At 62.9% G+C, this 20887-nt stretch carries 13 protein-coding genes; 1 reads left to right on the plus strand and 12 read right to left on the minus strand.

Annotated features, from left to right (window positions below):
• Positions 1 to 71: 71 nt before the first annotated feature.
• Genes AAFX91_RS19110 through AAFX91_RS19140 form a run of 7 tightly spaced genes read right to left on the minus strand, consistent with a single transcriptional unit; the run spans position 72 to position 6030 of the window.
• Positions 72 to 941, minus strand: a complete 870-nt coding sequence (locus tag AAFX91_RS19110) for an amidohydrolase family protein (RefSeq protein ID WP_394567436.1) — start codon at positions 939 to 941, stop codon at positions 72 to 74.
• A gap of 10 nt (positions 942 to 951) precedes the next feature.
• Positions 952 to 1344, minus strand: coding sequence for a RidA family protein (locus tag AAFX91_RS19115; RefSeq protein ID WP_394567437.1), 393 nt, complete (start codon positions 1342 to 1344; stop codon positions 952 to 954).
• Between the two features lie 23 nt (positions 1345 to 1367).
• Positions 1368 to 2171 carry a 2-oxo-hept-4-ene-1,7-dioate hydratase gene (hpaH, locus tag AAFX91_RS19120; protein WP_394567438.1) on the minus strand — a complete coding sequence of 268 codons (804 nt, stop codon included), beginning with the start codon at positions 2169 to 2171 and terminating at the stop codon, positions 1368 to 1370.
• Between the two features lie 4 nt (positions 2172 to 2175).
• On the minus strand, positions 2176 to 3036 hold the full coding sequence (locus AAFX91_RS19125; protein ID WP_394567439.1) for a fumarylacetoacetate hydrolase family protein: 861 nt from the start codon (positions 3034 to 3036) through the stop codon (positions 2176 to 2178).
• Between the two features lie 25 nt (positions 3037 to 3061).
• On the minus strand, positions 3062 to 4387 hold the full coding sequence (locus AAFX91_RS19130) for an MFS transporter (RefSeq protein WP_394567440.1): 1326 nt from the start codon (positions 4385 to 4387) through the stop codon (positions 3062 to 3064).
• Positions 4388 to 4411: 24 nt separating this feature from the next.
• Positions 4412 to 5029 carry a flavin reductase family protein gene (locus AAFX91_RS19135; RefSeq protein ID WP_394567441.1) on the minus strand — a complete coding sequence of 206 codons (618 nt, stop codon included), beginning with the start codon at positions 5027 to 5029 and terminating at the stop codon, positions 4412 to 4414.
• A 35-nt stretch (positions 5030 to 5064) separates the two neighbouring features.
• A complete protein-coding gene (locus tag AAFX91_RS19140) occupies positions 5065 to 6030 on the minus strand; it encodes a Bug family tripartite tricarboxylate transporter substrate binding protein (protein ID WP_394567442.1) in 966 nt (321 codons plus the stop codon).
• Between the two features lie 169 nt (positions 6031 to 6199).
• Between AAFX91_RS19140 and AAFX91_RS19145 the strand changes: the two genes are divergently transcribed.
• Complete coding sequence (locus AAFX91_RS19145; protein WP_394567444.1) at positions 6200 to 6973, plus strand: IclR family transcriptional regulator; 774 nt, start codon at positions 6200 to 6202, stop codon at positions 6971 to 6973.
• A 125-nt stretch (positions 6974 to 7098) separates the two neighbouring features.
• Here AAFX91_RS19145 and AAFX91_RS19150 read toward each other — a convergent pair whose 3' ends face one another.
• The 5 genes from AAFX91_RS19150 to AAFX91_RS19170 all read right to left on the minus strand — a co-directional run bounded on the left by AAFX91_RS19150 (position 7099) and on the right by AAFX91_RS19170 (position 20768).
• The gene (locus AAFX91_RS19150) at positions 7099 to 11883 is read right to left on the minus strand and encodes a filamentous haemagglutinin family protein (protein ID WP_394567452.1); all 4785 of its coding nucleotides are present in this window, start codon (positions 11881 to 11883) and stop codon (positions 7099 to 7101) included.
• A gap of 568 nt (positions 11884 to 12451) precedes the next feature.
• Entirely contained in the window at positions 12452 to 18184 is a 5733-nt protein-coding gene (locus AAFX91_RS19155) for a filamentous hemagglutinin N-terminal domain-containing protein (protein ID WP_394567445.1), read from the minus strand.
• Between the two features lie 223 nt (positions 18185 to 18407).
• Positions 18408 to 19418, minus strand: a complete 1011-nt coding sequence (locus AAFX91_RS19160; protein ID WP_394567446.1) for a FecR family protein — start codon at positions 19416 to 19418, stop codon at positions 18408 to 18410.
• Positions 19419 to 19518: 100 nt separating this feature from the next.
• Positions 19519 to 20031 carry an RNA polymerase sigma factor gene (locus tag AAFX91_RS19165; protein WP_394567447.1) on the minus strand — a complete coding sequence of 171 codons (513 nt, stop codon included), beginning with the start codon at positions 20029 to 20031 and terminating at the stop codon, positions 19519 to 19521.
• Positions 20028 to 20768: an STN domain-containing protein gene (locus tag AAFX91_RS19170; RefSeq protein ID WP_394567448.1), complete on the minus strand. Its 741-nt coding sequence runs from the start codon at positions 20766 to 20768 to the stop codon at positions 20028 to 20030. The genes AAFX91_RS19165 and AAFX91_RS19170 overlap by 4 nt, the downstream gene beginning before the upstream one ends.
• Between the last annotated feature and the right edge of the window lie 119 nt (positions 20769 to 20887).

Consider the following 20887-nt stretch of genomic DNA (forward strand, 5'->3'; position numbering starts at 1 on the left):
AAGGCTTCCTCCTAAAAGAAAGCCTTGAATCACGTTCAATCTGATTTGAGAATCCCAAGAGTCCACACGGCCTAGAATCCGAATAGTCTTGCCGGATTGTGAACAAGTATCTTCTCCAAGGTCGCTTCGTCAGGCGCATACTTGTACACGAGTTCGAGAAGATCGGCGTCGTTGGGCGGCTGCACGACCGAAACCGGATGCGGCCAGTCGGTGGCCCAGACGCAGCGGTCCGGCGCCGCTTCGATATAGGTGCGCGCGATGGGGATGACGTCTTCCCAGGGGGGACCGGCCTTTGAGGTCTTTTCCCCAAGCGACAGCATGACCCAGAAATTGCCCTTCGACAGCAGCTCAAGCATCTTCTGCAGATTCGGATCGTTCTTGCCGCGGGTCGGGTCGGGACGCGCCATGTGATCGATCAACAACGGCACGTTGAGGGATTGGTACTTCTCAACGCTGGAGATGATGCCGTCCTTCTCCGGCTGAATCTTGACGTACCAGCCGAGCTCGCGGATGCGCGCGATCGCCCGCGCAAAATCCTTGTCCGACAGCACAGCCCCTAGTTCCTGCCGAAAACTGAAGCGCGCGCCGCGGACTCCTGCCTCATGCAGCTTGGCGAGGTAGGCATCATCAGCTTCGGCAAACACCAGCGCGTTGGCGCAGCCGCGATAGTTCGGGCCCATTGCCGCCAGACCGTCGAGCACGACCGTGTGGTCCGCGCCATAGGTCGTGGTCTGCACGATCACGCCGCGCTCGATCCCGAGCGCCTTGTGCATCCGCAGCGCCGCCTCCCAGGTTGCGGTCGGCATCTGATAGGCCGCGCCCGGACGTACCGGATATTTCTCCAGCGGTCCAAGCACGTGAAACTGGCTGTCGACAGTCTTTGGCGGCGGCAGCTTCGAAGGCCGGCGCGGATTCGGATCGAAGGGCAAGTAGGTCGGCACGGCAAACTCCTTAGTCAATCACGGCGGTGAAATCGCACTGCACCAGCGCGCCGCCTTCCATGTCCATCGGGAGCGCATGACGCGCCGGGCGTGAGTGTTCGTCGGGAAACATCTTCAGCCACTCGGCATTGACAGGCCCGCGCTGCGAACGGTCCTTGAGCCAGACCGTCATCTTGATGATGTCGTCGGTGTTGCCACCAGCCGCCTCGATGGTCGCCTTCATATGCGCGAACATGTTGGCGCATTGCGCTTCCAGGCTCTCCGGCATCGCTCCGGTCGCGGGATCGCGGCCGAGGATAACGCCGGACATCACGAGATTGCCGATGCGAGAAGCGTTCGGGATCGGATTGGCATGTTTGAATCCGCCGATGTGGACGCTTCTGCGCCGTGCTTGACCAGTCATCGCTTTCCCTCTGCTGGTTTGGTTTAGACAAATTGGCAGGACACCGAGCCGAACAATCCGTAATCGGCATGGAAGGTATCACCGTGGCTGATATCGACCGGTCGCGTGAACGATCCGGCGAGCACGACCTCGCCGGCGCCCAGTTGCTCGTCATGTGGCGCCAGGCGATTGGCGAGCCAGGCGATGCCGTTGGCCGGATGGTTGAGCACGCCTGCGGCAAGCCCGGTCTCCTCGACCTGACCATTGCGGAACAGCAACGCGCCGATCCAGCGCAGATCCGCTTCGAGCGGCCGGAACGGACGGCCGCCGAGCACGAGCGCGGCATTGGCCGCATTGTCCGAAATCGTGTCCATGACCTTACGGGTCTGGCCGGTCTCGGGATCGACGCGATGCATGCGGGTCTCGAGGATCTCGAGCGCTGGCGTCACGTAATCGGTGGCGTTGAGCACGTCGAAAATGGAGCAGTCCGGGCCACGCAACGGCGCCTTCAACACGAAGGCAAGCTCGACCTCGATCCGCGGCGCATGGAAGCGATCGAACGGAATCGCGCTCGCATCCGGATAGAACATGTCGGCGAACAGCACGCCATAATCGGGCTCGGCGATGCCGACTGCGTTCTGCATCGCTTTTGAGGTCAGGCCGATCTTGTGGCCCTTGATGACGCGTCCGCGATCGAGCTGCAGACGCGTCCAGGCGCGCTGGATCGCATAGGCATCCTCGATCGTGAGATCGGGATGCTGGCGCGTGAACATGGTAGTGAGCGTCTTGGTCCGTTCGGCCTCGTCAAGCCGCTCTGCGAGGCGCCGGATGATTGAAGGATCTAGCATGGCGCTATTGCTCCATAACCACCGAGTTGCGCAGCACGCCGATCCGCGACGACTCCACCTCGACCACATCGCCGGGTTTGAGCCAGCGCGGCGGATCGAACCGGGCGCCGGCGCCCGTCGGTGTGCCGGTCGCGATCATGTCACCGGGCTTCAGGGTCGCGAATGTGGAGAGATAGGAGATCAGGAAATCGAACGGGAACATCAGCCGCTCGGTGCTGTCCTGCTGTCTGACCTCGCCATTGACGCGGGTGATGATGTCGTGTGGTCCCCGCGGATCGCATTCATCCGACGTCACGATCCAGGGGCCGATGCTGCCGGAGCGATCGAAATTCTTGCCCTGCGTGACGTTGAACTTGCCGTGATGCAGCCAGTCTCGCACACTGCCCTCGTTGCACAGCGTCATGCCGAAGATATGCGAGAAGGCGTCTTCGCGCGCGATGTGCCTTCCCTGCTTGCCGATCACGATGACGAGCTCGCCCTCATAGTCGAGCTGGTCGGAGACTTTCGGCTTCTCGATCCCCTGCCCCGATCCCACCACCGACGATGGATTGCGCACGAACAGGCTCGGATATTTCGGTAGGTCCGAGTTGTCCTTGTATTCGGCGTTGCGGTCCTTGTAGTTCACGCCGATGCACCAGAGCTTTTCCGGTGCCGGTACCGGCGGCAGCAGCGTCAATTCGTCCAGCGCATGATCGGGACGCTGGCCGGCCGAAGCACGCCGGGCCGACGCAAGGCCGTCGCGCGCGATCAGTGATTTCAGATCGGGAAATTCAGCGCCGATCCGCACCGTCAGATCGACGACCCCATCGTCATCAGCGACACCATAATGTGGCTCGCCATTCACGAGATAGCTCAACAGTCGCATCGCACGCTTTCCTTCGACGAGAGTTTCACGCTGTCTGGCCGCTACGCTGGGCGCCGGCGGCCGCAGCCAGTTCGCGCCCGCGCGTCTCGGGCAAGGATAGGGTCATCGCCAGGAAGATGATGATGGCGGGCACGACGACCATCATGCCGAGCGCAAGCTGGCCGCCGAACCAGCCGGCCGTCAGCGGAACGACCACAGGTGCCAAGCTGCCGACGCCGCGCCCCGCCATGTAGATGAAGGATACCGCGGTCGAACGCACCTCGATCGGATAGATTTCCGACAGCCAGGTGCCGACCACGCCGAGCGCCGAGTTACCGATCACGAAGGCGATGTAGACCCAGAACATTGGGAAGCCAAACAGGCTGCCGGCGAACCTGTCATACGCGAAGATATAGAGGCCGCAGGCCATCGCGCCCCACGCGAGGCCCGGCAACAGCGCGCCGAACCGCCGGCCGAAGGCGTCGTTGAGCAGGCCCATGCTGATGTACGAGCAGCCGCCGACGATGGAGGCGATCACCGAGATGTTGCGCACGACTTCGGGCGGCGCCGCGAGCGACTTCTGCATCAGGGTCGGCATGAAGACGACGACGCCGTAATAGCAGAACATGTAGGCCATCATCCACGCCAGGCACATCAGCGAGATCGGCAGCAACCGGCCCTGGAACATCAGAAGCATCGTGTTGGTGGTCTTGACCTTGCTCTCGACCAGGCCGCTTTTGCGCGTACGATCGAACTGCAGCCACGCCTTGGATTCCGGCATGAAGAAGCGGATGAAGATCATCAGCAGGATCGGCGAGCCGCCGGTCAGAAGCGCAATGCGCCATCCCCATTCCACGCTGAACGACGTGGTGGCCCAAACCCCGACGATCGAGGCGCCGGCGCTCGCGACCACCGCACTGCCCTGGATGAAGGCGCTGCCGATACCGCGGCGGTCCTTGTTCCAGGCCTCATTGAACAGCACCATGCCGGCACCCCATTCGCCGCCGAGCCCGACGCCGGTGATGAAGCGGAGCAATGCCAGGCTCCAATAATCCCAGGCGAACGCCGATGCGATCGATCCGGCGGCGAACACGCCGAGCGTGAGCTGCAGCGCCTGCTTGCGGCCGATGCGATCGCCGAGCCAGCCGAATAGTGCGCCGCCGATCACTGACCCGATCAAGGTCAGACTCGTCACGCTCGCGACCTGGCCCAGCGAAATGCCGAGCGACGACTGTATCGAGCTCATCAGGAACGGCATGATGAGCACGTCGTAGAGATCGAGCGCGAAGCCGAGCATGCAGGAGAAGATGATCGCGGCGCGTTCGCCGGTCGTATAGGTGCCGATTGCGGAAAGCGAGGACTGTTCGGTCATGTCTGTCTTGCTGATATTGCGATCTCAATCGGTCGACTTCGGCGCCTGGAACACGGCGCGCAAGGTGGCGATCTCTCCGAGCCGGGCATAACGCGGGCCTGCGATGCGCGCAATCGGATCGAGCGCCTCGGTTTCGACCTTGCCGTTGTTCACGAGACCATCCCGGAGGTGGAACATCAGAACCTCGCCGACGATCAGCCGGCTGCGGGCCTCACCGAATTCGAGACATTGGCGAAACCGGCATTCCATGGCAACCGGCGGCGCGGCGAGCCGCGGCACCTTGATGCGTTCGCTCGGCACGGTCTCAAGCTTGAGCAGTTCGACCTCGCTCACCTCGGGCGGATGCTCGACCGAGCTCTCGTGCAGTGCCGTCATCAGCGGCGTGTCGGCGATGTGGATGACGTATTCTTCGGTATCTAGAATATTATGCGCGGTGTCCTTGTAGACGCCGGCCTTGCGGCCAACGCTGATGGCGAGCATCGGCGGTTTCTGCGAGACAAAGGTGAAGGCGCTGAAGGGGGCGAGATTGAGCACACCCTTGCGCGACATGCTGGTCACCCAGGCGATCGGCCGTGGCACGACGATCCCGGTCATCAGCCGATAGATGCGCTCGGCGCCGAGTTCTGAGGGGTCAATCTGCATGCTGCCTCGAAGCTTGACTGGCCTGCGCACCGGCCTCAATCGGCCCGGATGTTCGCCTTGCGGACGATGGGAATCCATTTGGCGTCTTCGCGCGTCAGATAGGCCGTGAACTCCGCAGGCGACATTGTGACGGCCTCGGCGCCGAGCTTGTCGAATTTCGCGACGACCGCGGGATCCTTCAGGATCTCCGCCATGGTGTCGTGCAGCTTCGTTACGATCGCGTCCGGCGTACCGGCCGGCGCGAACAGGCCGGTGAAGGTCTGCGCGTCGAAATCCTTGTAGCCGAGCTCGGCGAAGGTCGGCACGTCGGGCATCGAGGCCAAGCGATGTCCGCTGGTGACTGCAAGCACACGAACCGCGCCGCTCTTGACGAAGGGCAGCGCGACGGAAACCTGGTCGAACGCGAACTGCACCTGCCCACCGATGAGATCATTGGTCGCCGGCGCATTGCCGCGGTAATGCACTGTGACCCATTGCAGGCCGAGTTCCGATTGCGCCAGTTCGCTGAGCAAATGATTGGTCGTCCCCGCCCCCGGCGAGGCCATCGTGAGTTTGCCCGGCTCGCGGCGCGCCAGGTCAAGAAACTCCTTCAACGTCTTTGCCTGAACGGATGGATGAACCTCAAGCACCAAGGGCGTCATCGAGATGGTCGTGATCGGGAGGAAATCCCGTTTCCAGACATAGGCGTCGCGCTTATTGATCTCGGGAGCGAACAGCACCGGGCCGTTGGCGCCGATGAACAGCGTGTAGCCATCCTTCGCCGATTTCGCGAACGCCTCGCCCGCGATCAGGCCACCGGCGCCGGACTTGTTCTCCACGATGAAGGCCTGCCCGAGCCGTTGCTGCAGCTTGTCAGCCACGATGCGGGCAGCGCTGTCGACATTGCCGCCGGCGGGATATGGCACGATCAAGCGGACATTGCGCTCCGGCCATGTCTGGGCTGCGACCGGTCCAATGACCATCACCGCGATGGCCGCGACCGCAACCGCGAGAAACCTCATGTGACATCCTCCCAAAGCCGCGGCGGATGAGGTCTCCACCCTGTTCTTGTTGAGTGTCCGATCGGGGTCGTCTGGGCGACGCCTCGATGAGATGCGAGATCATTCGGCGAGCGGGCTTTACTTGTCGACGGCTTTGCGCCAATTCTGTCCACATTATGGACAGCAAACCGTGACCACGGAACCGAGGCAAGGTGCCCAGGCGATCCGGCGCGCGTTGATGGTCTTGCGCATCCTCGCCGCTGGCAGGGAGACCGGAGTACCGCTTACCGAAGTGGTGCAGGCGACCGGGCTGACGCGGCCGACGGTGCACCGGATCGTTCACGTGCTGATCGAGGAAGGCATCGTCGAACGGCACGAGAAGACCGGCCGCTATGCGATCGGCGGACAGGTGCCGGAATTGGCGCTGGCGCGCCCCTCACGTTCGCCGCTGCTTGCCGCGGCGGACGATATCCTGGCGCGAACCTCGCAGCGGGTCGGCGACACGTTGTTCCTGACGGTACGTACCGGCAATGATACGCTGTGCGTCCATCGCAGGATCGGCTCCTATCCGATCCAGGTGCTGTCGATCGAAGTCGGCGCCAGACGTCCGCTCGGCGTGAGCAGTGCAGGTGTTGCGATTCTTGCCGCGATGCCGACGCCCGACGCACGCAAGATCGTGACTGCCAATGAAGTGCGGTTTGCCGGTTATCGCACCAGCGTGGCGACGGTGCTTTCACAAATCGCCTTGGCCAAGCGCAGAGGCTATAATCTGCGCGAGGCCGGTCTGGTGCAGGGAACGAAATCGCTGTCCACCTGGATCAAGACCCCCGATCGCCGGCCGGCCGCGGCGATCACCGTATCAGCCGTTCGCACCAGATTCGGACCGCGCCGAGAGCAAGAGGTCGCCGAGATTTTGCTAGAGACCGCTCTCGCGATCGAGAAGAAAATTGAGTCTCTCCCTTAGGATCCGACTCTAGGCTTGCTTTGACGCGATCGCTATCTCCTTCGCAGGGATGATCCACGCGCTGAAGCACGAGATGCGCTCGCGGGACTGCAATTCTCTGCGCGCGGCTCGCCTTGCGTGTTTCCTCAGTTTGCCGGATCCCGCCTCCGCCGTTGCTCACCTTCGGCGACGAGTTTTTTCTCATCGTCTGTCAGAAGGCTCGTCTGCTCCGCGCTGATAGGGCCGTTGCCGAGGACGCGGACTGTGCTGTCGGAATCATAGTTCAGGCGACTTTGCCGGTTGTTGTTTCTTGGCTCGGCCGGACGCTCGTCCTCACCCGACCCGCCACCAAAGCCGAGAAACTCGACAATGATGACCGACGGTTGACCGGAAGCAGAGTTCTGAGCCGGCATGGTGGTCTGTTGGGCCGCACCGGCGAGGTTCGAGGCTTGCGTCAAGCCGCCAATATTCGGCGCCTGGACCGTCGGCACGCCGGTGATACCGCCCTGCGCCTGGATATTCGCCGCGTTGACGATCTGCAAAGCGGCCACGTTGACCTGTCCGGAGGAACGGATGCCGGCTTCGCCCACGTCGATCGTGCCCAGCGGCGCGATCAGGTCGACACGGGCGGGCGGAATGTCCGGCACCGAGGCGATGGCGGCAATGCCTGCGCCGGTCGAGGGCACAGTCGGACTCAACAGCACATGGCCATAGGGATCATAGCGGCGTCGCGTCGGCGTGTAGATCACGGTCGTCTTCGAGCCGTTGCCGGCGTTGATGTCGCCCTCCGCCGACCAGCCGAGAATGTCGCCGCCCAAGGTGGTCATGATGCGCGAGAGACCAAGCAGGATCGAGCCCTTGCTGTAGATTTCGATATTGCCCTTGCCTTGCGTGACCAGCCCCGCCGTGCTCGGGGGAACCTCGCCTTCCACGCCCAACACCACTTTGCCGCCCGGTGCAAGCAACTGGATGTCGCCGCCGAATTGGGTCGTGACGCCCGAGCCGCCGAACAGCGTGATATCACCCTGATAGCGGATCGGGTTGCCGTTCGCATCCCTGTCCGGGAAAAGCGTCGCGATCGACTGGCGACCGCGCAGATAGCTGCCATGACGCGGACTTTCCGTATCGTTGTATTCGATGCCGCCCTGGCGCAGTTCGTTATAGAAGACCGTGCGCAGGAACACCGTCTGCAAATCGCGCGGCAAGGTCTGGAAATAGCTCAGCGCGTCCTCATCCTTGCCGGTAAAGCCGCGCTGCTCTTTCAACCACGCAACAAGTTCATCCTCATAGGTCTTGGCCACCTTGCCCGGCTGCTCGGCGAGCGGCGTGCCCGATATCGCAAGATTGGCCGGATCGAGATAGCGTGTCAGCGTGGCATAATCCGGCCCGCTGCTACCCACGCCCGCCTGCAGCACGATCGAGGCGCCGGGCCGCTTATCACCAGCCACGGCAGGGGCGATGCTTTGCAACCTGCCTTGATCCGCCTGATAGATGTGGCGGCCCGCGGTGAGCGCGAGCACACCAGGACCTGACACCTGCAAATTCGCGTAGATGATGTCGCGGCCGGCCTGGATGACCGAGATATCATCGTCACGGCTGTGGATGATCAGCCCGCCGCCCCCGGCCTCGTCACGCCAATCGCTATTGGGATCGTCGACCCCACCGGCAGCGATGATGTCTCGCCCGGCACGCATCCACACCGGCCCGCCGACGTAGAGGGTCGCCGGCACTTCGAATGTAGGCGGTTGAATATATCCGACGTGGAAATTGGTGATATCCCCGTGCACCGCATAGAAACGCATCGGATTTTGATCCGCGCCGTCTCCCAAGATGGAGAGATAATTGCCCTCTGGGTAGCTGGGATTGTAGCCGTAAAAGATCGAATCGCGCGCCAACAGATCAAGCCGCGCGTTCGGCAAAGGCGTCAGATTTGCCTGGCCAAACACCAGCACATCACCACCGGCGGCCACGACGCCGAGAGCCGGTGGATACGGGCGCCCGGTGTAATAGCTGTAGTAGTCCTGCGGGCCCCTTGAGTCGTAGGATGTGATGGGCGCGACCGATCCTCCCGCCGAGAACAGGTCCACGGCGGTGCGGTTGCTCCACAGCGAGAAGCCAGGTCCACCAGTGGACGGCAGAAGACCACGAGAAGCAGCCGGATCAGGTAGGCCTGGATCGGTGGCGTACAGGATGACGAGGTCGCCGCGCGTATTGATCGTGGCGCGACTGTCGCCCAGCGCCAGGTACAGACCGCTATCGGCGTAGTAGTTATAGGGACGCATGGGGTCGATCGGCCGCGGATCGGTATAGCCCAGCGGAATGCCGTAGCTCATTTCGCTCACGAGACCGATAGCGGAGGCGGTGACCGACACGTCGCCCCGGACATTGACGAGCGTGCCTCCGCCCGGGTTGTTCGCATAGTAGAGCGGCGCCGTATTTAGGCGGCCGCCGATATTCATCACGAGATCGCCGCCGCCCGTTTGTCTCAGCACACCATTGGCATCGAGGTAGCCGCCGCCGCCGATCGCGACCACCAAGGCGGAGGCCCTGGTTTCGAACAGCGTGTTGATCGGGCTAATTTCCAAAATCTGCGGCGTCATGACGCCGGCGTCGCCGCCTGCGATCACGTTCACATTGCCGCCACCCAGCGCGCCGATGCCGGAAAAGCCCACGAGTTGATTCAGCCCCCAGGAATCCGGAACGTAGGCGCCGAAATTGATGCCCCACGCGCCATCTTGCCAGCGCAGCCATTCATTGATGCGACTCTGGTTCGTGTTCAGGTCGGACATATAGTTGTAGCCGGCCATGGTGCCGCCGGCCTCAACGCGCACGTCGCCGCCCCCTGCGGTGAGCCATAGGCCAGTATGGTTTTGAGTTTCAGGTAGAGCCGTGCCGGCGGTGTAGACACCAAAGAGAGAGGCATGCCGGTAATCGCCGCCGGCGATGAGATCGAGATAGCCGGCGCCGGTACGCACCACGCTCATCGCTTCCAGGATCCAATCCCCGGCACTATGCCGATCATCGAGGACAAGGTCGCCGCCCTGGCCGAGCGAACGGATAGGCTTGACCGCCCGTGTGTCGCTCGCGGCGAGATCGGCCCCCGAAACGAAACGCATGGACCAGGACAGGGACCCTGGCGCAAGCATCTCCGATACGGCCCACATTCGTCCCTCACGGCCGTCTGCCCAGTTGTAATCGTCTGGCGTGGGCGGCGGCGGCGCGAAGCCGTCATTGATGCTGCCGTTGACCGTAAAATTGCCGCCAGCCCGCACGACGAGGACGCCGGGCTCACCTGAACCGGGAATGTTGGCGTCCGCCGCGGCGCCGTAGCGATAGTCCGAGAGATCGAGATCGCCACTCGTCACAAGATCGCCTTCACTTGTGATCTCGACGCCAGGACGCAGATGGAACGCGGAACCATAGCCTTTCAGCCCGGCAAGCTGCGCCTGCAACGCGCCATTCACGCTTGCCGCGTCGATGAACGCCGCGTTGTCAGCATGGATGCCATCGAGAAACGCCTGATTGATGATGCCATCCAAGGGCGTGTAGTTGCGAAAACCATTCACAGCGATGCTCGCTGCGCCGAGAATGTTGATATGGCTTGCCGCGTTGATCGCGATACCGTCCCCGCCCACACGCGGCGCGTTGATCTCGAGCCTGCCGCGAGACACGCCATCGGCCGAACGCATGTCGATCATCGAGCCACCCGCCAGCGTGACGGCGCCGTTCTTTGCTGTCAGCTCGATCGAGCCGCGATTGGAGGCTTCGATCGCCGCGCCGTAGCTGTCGGTTTGCAGCACGCTGCCATGCGCGTCGAGAACGGCATTCGATGTCAGCGTGAGATTATCGCGTGCAGAAAGGCGGATGGTGCCGACCTTGTTGCCGCTCGCATCGATCCTGCCGTTCACGATCAGGCTGCCGCCATCGGCCGAAATATCGACGATGCGCGCCTTCACCTCGTCGCCGATGACAAGATCACCGCTCTTGGCAGTGAAGCTGCGTGTGCCCAAGAAGCTGCTCGCGTTGAGCTTGGTATTGAGGCTTGCAAAATCGGCGATGGTGTTCGCAGCAAGCGAGAAGCTGCCCGCGCTCGAGCCGCCGCTGCTCCCGCCGCGCAATGTGCCGCCGAATGTTGCCGTGCCGCCGACTGCAGACGCCTTGATCGCCCCCGCGTCGTTGTTGCTGGCCGACACATCGATGACAGAGCCCGCAGCCTGGATGATGCTGCCAGCGCGGCTTTCGATCTCCAGGATCCCGCCCCAACTGTATTTCGTCACCTCGTAAAAGGAGATCGCGCGGCCGGCGAGATCGATGAGCGCGCCGTTGCCGAGCACGATGTCGTCCTGCGCTGCCATGACCAGGCGCCCGCTCGGCACAGCGACCGTCGTGTCGAGCGCGATGGCAGTACCCTGCAGGCGTATCTCGCCGCCGAGATCGCTGCGCGCCGACGGATCGATGGTCTTGCCCCCGGCATTGACCGTGATCGAGCCGCCGGCGCGGATGTCGATCATGGCGCCGCTGTCGGCGGTGAAGAGCGGTGTCGAAATAATGAGGTTGCCGCCGCTATAGGACGCCGCATCCGTGCCGGTGTGATAGACCGACACGCTGCCGCGATTATTGGCGGTAATCTTCTCGCTGGCGACGAGGTCCACGCTCGAGAAGCCGAGCGCCAGCCGCTCAAGCTCGGCGCTGCTCTGGCTGCGCGCCAGCGGATCATAGCCGAAGTGGATTTCGCGCGCCTGGAAGGTAAGCCGGCCGGATCCGGTGCCGGCGCCGTTCGGCTGTACGGCCGGCGGCTTCAGGCTGGCAAAAGGATCCTGCACTGACCCATCGCCGCTTGCGACACCGTTCCAGATCAGCGTGTCGGCGGCGAGGATGGCGGATGTACTATCGCCCCAACCGTAGATCGCCGGCGTATTGAGTACGACCATGGTCTCCACGGAATCGCCGGCCCGACTGCGCGCATCGAGTGCGACATCGCCATAGAACTTGATCGCATCACGCACCGATATCGACAGCCGCTCGAGCGCCGCAAGGTTCGTCGTGGCAGGATTGAGCAGGCGGTCCAACGTTGTCTGCGTCAGATTCCAGCCGGTACCGAGCACACCCGCCGCTTCTGCGGCGGCAAGCGAAGCTTCCGTTCCCACGTTAACGGCCGGCAGACTCAATGCGAGATAGCGTGTGTTGAGCTGCGCTTGTCCAAGCGAGAGTCGATCGGAGGCGATAAATCCGATGGTCCCGCGCGTGCGCAGGATGGCACCGTCTGCCACCGTCAATGTGCTCGGCCGCGCGTTCCTCGGAACCACCGCCGGCAACAGATTGAACCATCCGTTCGCGACCACAAGCACAGAACCGAATGGCACGTTGTCTGGAGAGTTGCCGTTCGCAAAGACGTAACCAAGTGTCGAGTCGGGCACCACAAAGGCGCTGCGGGTCGTGTCGAGGACAGCTCCGTCTTCGACCGAGACCGCATTGCCAGCCAGGAGGATCTGGCCCGCCTCAAGCACGGCGCCAGACCGCACCGTGATCGCATCGCTGCTGCCGAAACTGTTTTGTTGAAGAGTGATAAAGCCCCGGTTCGCCCAATACTCCGCTCCGACGAGGAGAGTTCCGGCGTTGAAGCGCGAAAGGTCCTCCGCATCGAGCGCCGCCATGCCCGCAGTGGCCGCGGCGCCAGATGCCTTGATTTCCAGTGGCTTGATGCTCTGGACCAGCAGGGTGCCGGCATAGCCGCCTTCGCCCGGCGCGAACCGGGCGGTGCCCTTGAAGTCGAGCACATCGCCGGCCTCCTCGAAGGAGAGCACGAGTTGCTTGCCATCGATGGGCAGGCGCGCCCGCGTGGTGCCGAAGCGGGCCGCGGTCTCCAGTGCGAAGGTGCTGTAGCTCGCCGCATTGTACTGGGAATGCGTGCGCACCGTCTTTTCGGGGCGTGACTATGACCTGGTTCGGCAGGACGGAGCGGATCGCCGTATTCGCGACGCCGAGATGGGCGCTTGCAACATAGGAGCCATTCCCAAGCGGGGCCGCGCCGTTGTCGCGCGTCAGACCGCCGCCGATCTCGATGCGATAGGCGCCGGGCATGAGCGCATAGGTTGAAGGCAGCAAAGTGTAAGTGCCGGCCGGAAGTCCGGGAATGCCCGACGGAATGGTGATCTGCTGGCCGATGGCCGGATCGCCTGCTCCCTTTTCCTGGACGATGGGCGCATAACCCGAGGCGTAACCGGGTATGATGGCATAGACCTTGTTGCCCGCCGCGCTGAAACTGAAGGCGGGATTGGCACTCAAGAGCGGCGTCTTGAGGATATCGACCGAGCCGCCGCGGCCAGCCATGAAGCCCGCCCCGGCCAGTTCGCCACCACCGGTAAGATCAAGCACCGCACCGGGCGCAGCCTCAAACTTGTCCGATGTGATCTCGATCCGGCCCATGGCGTTGAGAGTCATCAGGTCGGGGAGCGTCAATTCAGCGCCATTATAGATGTATTTGACACCATCCACGGTGCCGCCGTAGGGAATGACAAGGCCCGCCGCGCTGACCGAGGTGATGCTGCCGTCCCGCAGGATCACGCGGCCGCTACCTCTATACGGGTCACCCATTTGGATGGTGCCGAGTGGTGCGCGAAGAACGCCGCCCTGGTCGATGACGCCGCCAACAAGTTGAAGCTTGCCAAACACGGACGATGGCATCTGCGCAGACGTGCCGTTGCTGCGGATGGCGAGAACGCTGTCTGGCCGCGATCTGGCATAAGATCCGTCCCAGACAGCACCTGCCATGATCATCGCGGTCGCGCCGGTGACGGGATAGAGCTGCGCCGCCGTGAAAGTCAGATTACCCGCGCTGGTGAATGAGCCGCCGCGGAAACGGACATCGCCACGGCTGAAGAGATGAACGTCCGCAAAACCTGCGACGTCGAGCGAGGCCGACACCATCACAGGTAATGGACCGCTGGAATCGATCGCGAAGTCATAAGTGCCGGATGCGCCAAACTGGACGGCGCCGATATCGATCAGGTCTGCTTCCACCGTCAGCCGGCCGGCATATCTCTGCGTTGGCGCGAGAGCGAAAAGACGGGGATTGATAATTCCTGCCCTCGCGTCACTTCCTGAACTGGGCGCGGAGCCGACGCCCAAACCCATGGACACCACGGGCGCCGCAAGAGAGATGCGCGCCTCCGGCGTCGTATCCGCCACAGCGATGACGCCGCGCTGCAAGGCGAGCCTCTGGCCCATCTGCAGCGAGACATCGCCCTCGAACTGTATGACGTCGGAACTCCAGAGCGAGAGATTGTCGAAGCCTCCGGCTTCGACCTGCTCGACGCTCAGCCGCGCGCGTGCGTAGCCAAGCGACGCATCCTGTTCGCCTGGCTTGACATCGGCCGACAACCCCGCGTGCTGCCGCGCCTGCGTCACGGTGAAAATGCGTGGCTGCTTGATCGCTTGAATATCTGTCTTCAAATAACTCGTTGTTTCGAGGATCACGTCGAGGCTGCCACCGGTGGCCCCCGCACCACCTGATGCGGCGCGCGTCTTGCCATCGAGCATAAGGCCCGTGGTCGAGGCCAGCATGATCGAGCCGCCGCTGCTGGGCAATGTCCTGACATCGGAGCGCAATAGCGGATTGCCGCCCGACGCTAGATCGATTGTCGCACTGGCGCCCGAGGCATCGAGGACCGCGCCCGGACGTATGATCACCAGGGCTCCGCTGATCGTGTCCAGCTCGCCATCGCGGTTCGGCGTTAGCGTCTCGATGCCGATCTTGATCGAGCCGCCATTCGGAACTTGCGCAAACGGGCGGCCGCGACCATCAACCCCGGTGACCGCGCGCGCGGCGACGTCGGGCACCGCGTTATCGCCGATCCAGATCGAGCGCCCCGGCACAAAAACAATGCCCACGTTTTCGCTTACGCCGCTATTGAGGCTGATTGCACCACCCCAGGCATTGAGCCGTCCATCAATCGTGACCTGCCCGAGCGCCGAAATGGCAATGGACTGGCCGGGATCGACCTCGATGAGCGAACCCGTCCCGACGGATACGTACCCCACATCGGAAAATGCGAGGCTTGCCCCTTTGCGCTGGGCGAAGCTCGCTGTCCTGATGTTTTCGAGATAAAGCGGCGGCGTCCAGATTTCCAGCGCAGCAGCGGGATCGGCGCCGGTGGACGTGGCGTAAGCCGCGTCGGTGAAGCGGTAGACCGGCATCTCCACATCAAGCACGGTGCCGTCTGCGACCGTCACACCGCCGCTGTTGGTGATGGTTCCCTTGATTTCGTACTGCGAGAAGCCCTTCTTGAAAAAGTCGGGCTTCAGGAGAATCTGCCCGGCTTCAAGCGCGGCATCACTGTTGGCAATGAGCACGGCTGCTCCCCCGACGCTAAGCTTGCCGCCGCCTTCCACCCCATAGCCGTGGAACTCGCCATCGAGCACCAACTTGCCCACGCCCATGGTGGTCGAATTTGCATTGGCATTGGCCAGGACGGTGACATTGCCGCCCTTGCCTCCCTTGGTTTTGCCGTCGGTGAGGATCGCAGCGCCCGACGACACGTCGATCACGCTGCCGGATCCCATGATGACGCTTTGCGACGATTGCAGCGAGACAGATCCGCCATCGATAGACGCGAGCCGCAACGTTGTTCGATTCAGGAAACCGTTGCTCCACTGTCCGCTGACATCGAGCGTGACGCCCGCACGCAAGGTGACGGCGGCGAGGCCATCCAGTGTCAGCGCCGTATTCGTCCGCTGCAGCACGTTGCCCGTGCTGATGCTGCCCCCATGCGCGGTGACATCGGCCTTGAAGTCGATGACCGGCGCGATGAAGGACAGCGCGCCGCCGTCCGCCAACGTGAGCGGCGCATCGACGGTGATGCTATCGCGCGTCCTGATCTCCAGGCCGCCCAATCCCTGCGCATTCAAATGCGCAGCATCGAACCAGGCGGTGTTGGCGCGATCTGACGGCAGGCTATCGCCAGGCTTGACCATGTTCGCGCTCGGCAAGATCTGGCCGAGGATCACCTTGGTGACGTAGGCGTCGCGACCTTCCGCCGGCGTATATTTTCCAAGTTCGAGCGAACCGGCCTGCGCGACCACGTTCTGGCCGAGCTTGTAGCCGTCACTCGCTCCGGACGGTCGCTTGCCGGTTTGCCGCTCGCCCGTGACCACACCGGCGAGGATGTCGCCTTCGAAGATCGAGGTCGGCGTCGACAATCTCAGATTGCCGGCATCGCGGCCAACCGTGTAGCCGTCCTCCCAGCGGCGGCTCGTGCGGCCCTTTCCGAACGGGCTGGCCCATACCTCCTTAACGTTCCAATGCTCGTGATCGCGGATGAAGCCCTCACCCAGACCCAAGAACTGCATATCTCCGCGCGCATTGTTGATGTTGTACGTGCGGCCGTCGGCGCCGAGGAAATTCGTGGTCGTGATATAGCCGCCTTCGTACGTGACCGAGCCGCCGGAGATGTCGAAGATCGCGTGCTGTTGCGCGACGACCTCCTTGGCGGAGAGCGTGATGGTGCCGCCGACGGCGGTCCACTCGCCGATCTTGTGCGCGGTGTTGCCGAGATATCCGGAAACCTCCAACAACCCGCCTGGCGTGTAGTAGCGGTCGCTGTCGTAGCCACCGGTCCCGCCCGGTACCAGAACGAGATCGCGCAGATCGATCCAGACATTGGCGTTCTTCAGGCTGCTGCCTTCGCGGTTCACCGGCGAGTCGCGCAGCTCAGTGCCCTGGATGTTGACCTCGATGTTGTTGGCGGACATCGGCAGCAGGACGCCGCGTGTGCCGGACACATCGAGCACGGCGTTGCTTTCGACGAAGATGCGCGCCTTTGGCGCCTCCACCACGATCTGCCCGCCTTGCGCTTGGGTGATCGAACCGCCCTTGAACACAGCACTGCCGCCGGTGACGATTTCCACGCGCGACTGGTCGAGCCGGTCATCCATGGTAGAGAGGTTGTCGAACTGGGCGTTCGCGATCGGACGGTGCTTGAGGTCACCCGAGGCCGCGATCAGGGCATCACGCTTGCCGTTCAGCGCGGTGGCATCGCTTGTCAGCTCCGGCAGGATTGTCGTCACGCTACCAGCACCGAGGGTAACGCTGCCTTTCGTATCTGACACCGAGTTCAGAAGATGGATCGTACCGCGCGTGTCGACCGAGGTGGTTGACATCAGGAGGCCATTCTGCTCGATGGTGTGCCCCGCAAGCGTGATATCGCCCTGCTGGCTGAAAACGACCCCGGAGTTCCTCACCAGCCCGCTGGCGCTCGACGAATTGAGGAGCGGCACGATCTCATTGCCGTTCGTGGTCGAAGACTGGTTCGCATCGGTGCCGTAACCAGGCCTGAGGATGAAGTTGTCGCCGGCAGCAAACTGCGTTTGCCCCTTCGGCGTCGAGATCGATCCCGCATTGTCGACCTCCGTGCCCAGGAAGAGCACAAAACCGCCGCCCTGCTCCGCCTTTTGCGGCGCTCTGGTATTGATCTGCGCCCCTGCTTCCACCTTGATCAAGCCACCGGCATTAGTGAAGCTCGGCTGATAGGGGCTGCTGTCCGTCGGCTTCGTCGAATAGATGCCGCTGTTCAGAAACTGAGTGTCGGTGATGTTGGCGGTCGAGGCGATCAGCGCGCCGACATTCACCTGCGAGCCGCCACCGAAGATGATTCCGTTCTGGTTGATGACATAGACGGAGCCGTCGGCCTTGATGCTGCCGAGGATCTGGCTCGGCCGCGCGTCCGCACTGAGGACGCGGTTCAGCGCAACCCAGTCGCGGTTGCCCTGCTGGTCGAAGCGCAGATCCGTCTGACCGCCCACGTTGAAGCTATCCCAGCTCAGGATCGCCCTTTGCTCGCGTTGCTTGATGTCGACGTTGACGCGATCGCCATTGGTAAACTCGGTCGGAAGGTCAGCGCCTCTCCAGAGGTTCCGGTTTACGCTGCCGTCGGGGCCGACGACGCCAGCCCCAATCCGCAAACCGCCCGGCCGCAGACCGTTCGGCACGCTATCCGGCATCGCCTGCAGCGCCGCCCTTGCCGCGTCTCGCGCCGCCTGCTGAACGGCCTGCTGCGCCTGGATCGCCAGCGCCGCGCGGTTCAGCGAAACGCCGGCGGCCTGCGCCGCTTGTGCTGCGTCCTGTGCCGCCGATTGTGCTGCGGCGATTGCCGCCGCAGATGGGGTCGGCGCCGAACCGCCCAGAGGACGAGCTGCCGCATGCGGGCTGGACAGGACAAGGGCCGCAATACTCACCCCGGCGAGAAGGGCGGCGTAACGAGCCCTGCAACGCATTGTGTTGATGGAGGAAACTGCTAGGGCGGACATCGGGCGATTCCTTCAGCCGACAATGGACGACCGACGCAGCAGCGCGATGACGCTGCCGCCTCGACAAAATTGGCTCTCATTGAGGGAGACTGAGTGACCCCGCAGGTTGAGCAACGTCGGGGGAAGAAATTCTTAAAAAAATGCGGAGTGGTCAGCTCAGCAGGACGATTCCGCCTGGAAGGCGTTGAAGCTTCGCCTGAAAAGTGTGATCGAGCTGCAGCAACACCCGCTCCATCTGGTCGATCCGGAAGCGGCCGCTAAGCAGTCTTCGCCCTAGCGCAGGGTTCACGAGGATGATGCGGCCCGGCCGATATCGGTTCATTTCCTCGACCGCATCCGCAAGCGGCGTGCTGCGGAACTCGACAACGCCCCGCCGCCATTCCGATTCGACCGCCAGATCGACCGTACCGATCTCGCTCAAGCCGACGCCGTCATACCGGACCCGTTGTCCCGGACGAAGCTCAGCGACATCATCGCGAAATTCGATCCGCAATTGGCCCTCGAAACAAGTCACGTTGACCACGGCATGATCGCTGGTCGCAATGTGGCGGACATCAAACCGGCCGGAATCACTCACCGTCTTTCCATTTGCGGCAAACACGGCCAGTGACCGCGCCAGACGCCCCTGCGTCGCAAACGATGCTTCCCCGGCAAGCAACTCGATGCAATCCTCCCGCGCGGTCGCCGGACGGATCGCAAGACTCGTCTGTGTATTCAGGTCGATCGCAACGGCTTCAACAAAGCGGATCGTCTGTTGTTGGCCGGTGCCGGTGCGAAAATCGGCCCGCAGTTCCGAAAGCGATGGCCACAGACCAAGCGGCGGATTCACCACGCCGTAGACGGCCGCGGCTCCGATCACGGCCGCGCCGCCACCCAACATCATGCGACGGTTCAGCGCCGCTTTGCGCTGCCCGAACTCCTTCAGGGGACCCACAAAGTCCATGTCGCGGCCGTGCTGCGCACGGCCAACCACGCCCATCCTGTTCCAGACGCGCTCCGCGTCCTCATAGGCTTTGGCATGAAGCGGGCTCTGCACACGCCAAGCCAGCGCCGCCTGCAATTCCTCCGGCGTCGCTTCTCCAGACGCGACCTTTTGGACCCAACCGACGGCTTCATGCTCGATGCGGCTGAGATCTGGCCCTTGGCCATGCTCTTTGCTCATCGCACTACCGCGCTTATCTCCGCACGACGCCCTAGGGTACGGCTCGCAATCTTCATAGTTCTCTATACTAAGACGGTTCTGGGAGGCCGAAACGGCAACGCTATTCCATCAACTCTTTCCAGCGCGACAGACAATGCTTGTGCGCCAGCATCAGCTCTCTGGCAACCAGTCGTCGCGAAATCCTCATCTGGTCGGCAATGACCTGGCGAGGGACATTGCCGACACGCGCCGCCAGAAAAATCGCGCGCCGACGCGGCGGAAGTTCTGCCATGATCGTCTCGAACGCCGCAAGCTCCGATCGGGCGATCAGCTCCTCCTCCGCCGTCGGCTGCCCGTCTGGAATCTCCAAAGCGTCATCCAGCTCGACGTTGCGGCTGTGGCGCTTCTCGCGGCGGCGTCGATCGTCGGCCGCATTCAAGGCGGCGCGAAAAAGATAATGCTCGGGACGTTGGACCGCGCCGGCCGGCTCCAGCCGTGCCAGACGCAACCACGTATCATGCATGGCCTCGCCCGCGAGGTCGGCCGAGCCCAGGCGCAGGGTCAGTCGCTTTTTCAGATCGTCATAGCCGTCGATAAACAGCCTGCGCATGATCGCCAACGGGGTCTCGTTCAAGGCGCGGCTCCATGAGCGCGCAGGCGAGCGTCCGCGGTTGCGCAGCCAGGATTCACACCAGGGCCTTGCGGCACGAACAACAGGCGAACCGGCTGTACGAAATCGGCCGGCGGCGGTTCCCTGAATTTCAGTCCGCCCAATGTCTGATCGATCAGTTGATCGGTACTCGCGTTTCCCGACGTGCCCACGCGCAAGAGATCTTCAACAGCGCCGTTTTGCGCAATCCAGAACACGGTAACAAGACGGTAGTGATTAGGCCGCGCTTCGTGCAGCCTGCACAAGGTGTCGAGCACATCCTCCTGGATAAGCGCATAATAGCGTTGATGCGCAGCCGGCATCGCTTGCTTCGATTTGTGCTGCGGCGCGGGCGCGAGGACGAAGGTGCCTTCGGCGACGAAGCGGGCAACGAGGCCGGTCCCTGCTAGGAGGCGCTGCAAGGCCTCGGCCGGCGTCAACCGCCCTTGCACGTCGGCCGAGAGTCGCCCGTCCGCGAGGCCTCCTTCGTAAAGCGCCTCATTGCCCGTTGCATCGCCGTAGCGGCCGAGCGCCGAGGCGAGCGGCTGCGACGGGATCGAAAAATCGACGACTGTCTCGCTCCCTGACTGCGCCAGAACCGGTCGTCCAGCCGGCATCATGCCGGTCAGCGCAAGTCCAATAGCCCAAGGGGCGACATAACTGAGCCAGCAACGCTGCAAATTATGGTGTGACCTAACCGCCGTATCGGCCGATTGAAGCATTTTCACTGCCCGATCAGCAGTAGAAGCTTCGGAAAGACACTGGCTGCTGACGATTCAAGTTGGACGCCAGCAGATCCATCCCCACGCCGACGAATGTCACGACACTAAAGACGCGATAT

This window comes from Bradyrhizobium sp. 31Argb (assembly GCF_043638955.1).
Lineage (GTDB): Bacteria > Pseudomonadota > Alphaproteobacteria > Rhizobiales > Xanthobacteraceae > Bradyrhizobium.

What these genes read in the sequence shown, in the direction of transcription:
- AAFX91_RS19115 (WP_394567437.1), bottom strand. Translation starts at nt 1,344, where the DNA reads ATGACTGGTCAAGCACGGCGCAGAAGCGTCCACATCGGCGGATTCAAA.
- AAFX91_RS19160 (WP_394567446.1), bottom strand. Translation starts at nt 19,418, where the DNA reads ATGAGCAAAGAGCATGGCCAAGGGCCAGATCTCAGCCGCATCGAGCAT.
- AAFX91_RS19150 (WP_394567452.1), bottom strand. Translation starts at nt 11,883, where the DNA reads ATGGTCGTACTCAATACGCCGGCGATCTACGGTTGGGGCGATAGTACA.
- AAFX91_RS19130 (WP_394567440.1), bottom strand. Translation starts at nt 4,387, where the DNA reads ATGACCGAACAGTCCTCGCTTTCCGCAATCGGCACCTATACGACCGGC.
- AAFX91_RS19135 (WP_394567441.1), bottom strand. Translation starts at nt 5,029, where the DNA reads ATGCAGATTGACCCCTCAGAACTCGGCGCCGAGCGCATCTATCGGCTG.
- AAFX91_RS19140 (WP_394567442.1), bottom strand. Translation starts at nt 6,030, where the DNA reads ATGAGGTTTCTCGCGGTTGCGGTCGCGGCCATCGCGGTGATGGTCATT.
- hpaH (WP_394567438.1), bottom strand. Translation starts at nt 2,171, where the DNA reads ATGCTAGATCCTTCAATCATCCGGCGCCTCGCAGAGCGGCTTGACGAG.
- AAFX91_RS19125 (WP_394567439.1), bottom strand. Translation starts at nt 3,036, where the DNA reads ATGCGACTGTTGAGCTATCTCGTGAATGGCGAGCCACATTATGGTGTC.
- AAFX91_RS19170 (WP_394567448.1), bottom strand. Translation starts at nt 20,768, where the DNA reads ATGCTTCAATCGGCCGATACGGCGGTTAGGTCACACCATAATTTGCAG.